The 4,365-nt window shown below is 32.7% G+C and carries 5 protein-coding genes and 1 pseudogene; 1 reads left to right on the top strand and 5 read right to left on the bottom strand.

Going from position 1 to position 4,365, the window contains the following annotated elements:
- The 3 genes and pseudogenes from M663_RS14410 to M663_RS0101315 all read right to left on the bottom strand — a co-directional run.
- A pseudogene (locus M663_RS14410) lies at positions 1 to 910 on the bottom strand (CCA tRNA nucleotidyltransferase); the annotation flags it as partial.
- A gap of 80 nt (positions 911 to 990) precedes the next feature.
- Positions 991 to 1,512 (bottom strand): nucleoside recognition domain-containing protein, encoded by a 522-nt coding sequence (locus M663_RS0101310; RefSeq protein ID WP_003867345.1) that lies wholly within the window; start codon positions 1,510 to 1,512, stop codon positions 991 to 993.
- 5 nt (positions 1,513 to 1,517) lie between these two features.
- Positions 1,518 to 2,102 (bottom strand): nucleoside recognition domain-containing protein, encoded by a 585-nt coding sequence (locus M663_RS0101315; protein ID WP_029687681.1) that lies wholly within the window; start codon positions 2,100 to 2,102, stop codon positions 1,518 to 1,520.
- 179 nt (positions 2,103 to 2,281) lie between these two features.
- Between M663_RS0101315 and M663_RS0101320 the strand changes: the two genes are divergently transcribed.
- Entirely contained in the window at positions 2,282 to 2,533 is a 252-nt protein-coding gene (locus M663_RS0101320) for an AbrB/MazE/SpoVT family DNA-binding domain-containing protein (protein ID WP_003867347.1), read from the top strand.
- Between the two features lie 35 nt (positions 2,534 to 2,568).
- On the opposite strand, the gene M663_RS0101325 is transcribed toward M663_RS0101320, so the two are convergent.
- Together M663_RS0101325 and rsmI are read right to left on the bottom strand one after the other, a co-directional pair.
- Entirely contained in the window at positions 2,569 to 3,438 is an 870-nt protein-coding gene (locus M663_RS0101325; RefSeq protein WP_029687682.1) for a cation diffusion facilitator family transporter, read from the bottom strand.
- Positions 3,439 to 3,576: 138 nt separating this feature from the next.
- On the bottom strand, positions 3,577 to 4,365 hold a 789-nt coding region (gene rsmI / locus M663_RS0101330; RefSeq protein WP_029687683.1), incomplete at its 5' end, for a 16S rRNA (cytidine(1402)-2'-O)-methyltransferase.

The following is a 4,365-nucleotide window of genomic DNA, read 5'->3' on the forward strand; positions in this document are numbered from 1 at the left end:
TAAAAATGTACTCTATTTTCAGTATCAATGTATATGGATTCTGGTTTGCCTATATCGTGAAAAAGAGCTCCAAGTTTTATTATGTCCTTTACTTTGTTGTCAGAAGAAAGCTTTCTATCTAAATACTCCGAAACTATATCATATACGTCTTTGGGAAATCTCATAGAATTTATGATATTTTCGTATTCTTCTACAGTTTTTAGTGAATGTATCCAAGCATTCGTAAGGTGATAATAGCACTTTCCTACTTCTTTCATTTTAACAACTTCTTCAAATATATTTTCCATAAGTTTTAAATCTTCCATCATTCTTAAATATTTGTGAGAATTCTTTTCTTTTAATATTATAAAAATTTCCTTCATTATTCTCTCTGGCGCTACTTGTTTTATAAGCTCTGCTTCTTCTCTTATTTTAGCCTTTGTACCCTCATCAATATTAAATTTATAAGTCGCAGCAAATCTCACAGCCCTCAAAGCCCTCAAAGGGTCTTCTTTAAAAGTCATCATTCCAACATGCTTTATTTTCCTGTTTTTTATGTCCGTCATGCCACCAAAAGGATCAATAATATATTCAAATTCAAAATAATCCGTCAGTTTTATAGCCATAGCATTCATTGTAAAGTCTCTATGAGCAAATCTATGTATATGTCTTCACCCCTTAAATTAGTAAAATCCAATATTTCATCTCCTACCACAACCCTATATGTGCCTTTTTCCGCCATAAAAGACACAAAAGTACCCCCTAATTTTTCTGCCACCAATTTGGCGATTTTCTCTGCATCTTCCTGAACTACAAAATCATAATCTTTAGCTTCTCTATTTAAAATCCTGTCCCTTATGTATCCCCCAACAATATACAAATTATATGCTTCTTTTCCTAATTTTCTTATTAATTTTGGTATTGTTGCCACAAAAAATCATTCCTTTCCTTTTAAAAGGCAAAACAACATTACACTATATAGTATAACAAAAGTGAAAAAGTATACAAGTATTAAAAAAATAATCTGCTATAAAATACACACGAAAGTATTGCAACAATATCTGCAAAAATTCCAGAAATAACAGAATGTCTCATCTTTTTTATTCCCACTGCCCCATAGTAAACAGCAAGAACATAAAAAGTGGTCTCAGTAGATCCATACATAGCAGAAGCCATTTTTCCAATTAGAGAATCGACACCATGAGTTTTCATAATTTCAGTTGCTATCCCAAGAGCACCGCTTCCCGAAAGGGGCCTTATTAAAGCAAGAGGCACAAGTTCCTGTGGCATGCCTATTTTATTTGTAAAGGGCATTAAAAATTTCCCTAACAAGTCAAGGGCGCCTGACGCTCTTAATACGCCTATTGCCACAAGCATCGCTACAAGAGCTGGAAATATTTTTACAACTACAGAAATCCCTTCTTTTGCCCCATCGACAAACAATTCGTACACTTTGACATTTTTTATAATTCCATAAAAAGGAATAACAAAAACAAAGATGGGGATAATCCATTCAGATATAATTTTTATCATTATTTTCACTCCTTAAATATAGGCATTTTTTCAAGATATTTATTCAAAATAAGGCCAACCACAATGGCAGTACTAGTTGAAAGTATACTGACAATCACAAAATCTGCAGGATTTCGTGATCCTAAGGAAGCCCTTATTCCAACCATTACTGCAGGTATAAACTGTATTGAAGCTGTATTTATCACTAAAAAACGGCACATTGCATTTGACGCACTGTCTTTTTTGTTAAGCACTTGAAGGTATTCCATAGCCTTAATTCCAAAAGGTGTTGCTGCATTGCCTAATCCCAACATATTAGCTGATATATTCATTATTATCGCTGAAATAGCTGGATGGTCTTTAGGAACATCAGGAAAAAGCCTTATGATTATAGGTTTTAGCAATTTTGCGATAATATCTGTAAGACCTGACTTATCTGCAATTTTCATTATCCCAAGCCACAAAGCCATTACACCAACTAAACCTATCGAAATAGTAACAGCAGTCTGTGCTGAATCAATTATAGCTTTGGATATTTCTGCCATTCTGCCATTTATTATTCCTACTAAAACTCCTATCGCTATCATAAAAAACCATATGTAATTTATCATAATATAGCCCTCCCAAATTATCAAAAAAACTTCATTTTTATGCTTTTCTTCTTATGTAATAAAATTTATGTTATTAACCTTAAAAAATTCCAAAAAAGGTGTTGACTTATTTTTCAAAACTTGGTATTATTATAAGTGAAGTTTAGTTGTCGAATTTTGTAACTCAGGAGGGGAGAAAAATGTTGAAATCCACAGGTATTGTAAGAAAAGTAGACGAATTGGGAAGGGTAGTAATACCAATCGAGCTCAGGAGGACACTCAACATAGCAGAGAGAGACGCTCTTGAAATCTATGTTGATGGGGAACAAATAGTTCTCAAAAAGTACGAGCCTGCTTGCATTTTCTGCGGCAACGCTGAAAATGTAATAAACTACAAAGGCAAAAATATATGCAAAAATTGCCTTGAAGAGTTAAAGAAATCTGTAGACTAATAGCAGGATAAATAATAGGAGGGTATGTCCTCCTATTATTTATCCTCTTCTTTTTTTCCTTCCGGTTCTATATGGATTATCACATGGGAATCAGGAAATTTATCCGTTATTTGTTTTGAAACTTTATGGGACAATTCATGGGCTTTTACTATGTTATAATTTCTATCTACTCTCACGTGAACATCTATTTCTCTCTTAGTACCGGACTTTCTCGTCCTTAGTTTATGAAAACTGGTAACTTCAGGATTGGATTTTATTATGTTTTCTATTTCTTTGACCTCTTCGTCAGGTAGACTGCTATCTGTCAAATCTTTTAATACTTCCTTTGTCAAATCAAATGAAGTTTTTATAATAATCAACGCAACAAAAATGGATATAATGGGGTCTAAAATGTCTAATTTAGTGACTTTTATAATTACAAGCCCTGTAGTAACTCCCAATGAAGTAAATACATCCGTCAATAAATTCGTTGCATCTGCCTTTAAAGCAATAGAATTTTCTTCTTTAGATACTTTAAACAAAACGTATGAAACAATTCCTTTTACAAAAGATACAAACAACATGACTGCAATTCCCATTTCTAATTTCTCTACATACGTGCCAGCAATTATTCTTCCAACAGCTTCATATATGATAAGTACAGCAGCAAAGAATATTAAAATAGCCTCTATAAAACCAGAAATGTTCTCATATTTATCGTGTCCGTAAGGATGGTCTTCGTCTGCTGGTTTTACTGATACTCTTATAGAAAAAAAAGCAATTAAACTGGCTATTAAATCTATTGAAGAATCTATAGCTGCAGAAATTACCACCATTGAATGCATTAACACTCCTGCAACTAGTTTTATAATTATTAATGCGCTATTAGAAATCATAGATAATAACGCTGCTTTTTGTTTATCCATGGCATCCTCCAAATTATCAATTGAAATCTAACCTATTGATATACATTATATTTGATTCCTAAAAAATAGTCAAATATTATTAACGCAAAATAATTGAAAATCAAATTCAATTGATAATAACTATTATTTCCAACTTCTTTATTTTTTACCTATAGCGAGTCTATATACTTGACTTTTGGATATTCCCAATTCCTTAGCAACTTTTTTAATAACCTCTTTTTTATCCATTCCCTCTGCAAGGTATTTTTGAATTAATTTTTCTGGTTTTTCTTCAACTTGTTGTTTTTGTGCTCCTTCAATAATTAGTACAATTTCACCTTTTATCTCATCCCCCAGTTTTGCTAAAATCCCATCTATTGTCCCTCTTATAAATTCTTCATGAATTTTAGTAAGTTCTCTTGCTATGACAATCTTTCTTTCAGCTACATAGGATTTCAATTCGTGGAGTGTTTCTTTTAAACGATGAGGTGCCTCATAAAGTATGACAGTTCTCTCTTCTTTTGAAATACGGTTTAGCCTTTCTTCTCTTTCTTTATTTTTTGTCGGCAAAAAACCTTCAAAGACAAAGGAAGAAGTATCTAATCCTGAAGCAACTAAAGCAGTAATTGCAGCAGTTGGACCAGGCAATGGCACAACTTTTATGCCTTCTTCTATGCAAAGTTTCACAAGGTCTTCCCCAGGGTCTGAGATTGCCGGTGTCCCTGCATCTGTAACTAAGGCAATTGACTTCCCTTTTTTTAGTTCCTCTATAAGTTTTTCCCCTTTTGTCCTTTTGTTATGTTCATGGTAACTGGTAAGAGGTTTTTTTATGTCAAAATGATTTAAAAGTTTAAGAGTTTGCCTCGTATCTTCGGCAGCTATAATATCAACTTCTTTTAAAGTTTTTAAAACTCTTAAAGTTATATCTTCTAAATTACCAATAGGAGT

Origin of the sequence: Thermoanaerobacter sp. A7A (genome assembly GCF_000445185.1) — a bacterium.
In the GTDB taxonomy this organism is placed as follows: Bacteria; Bacillota; Thermoanaerobacteria; order Thermoanaerobacterales; family Thermoanaerobacteraceae; genus Thermoanaerobacter.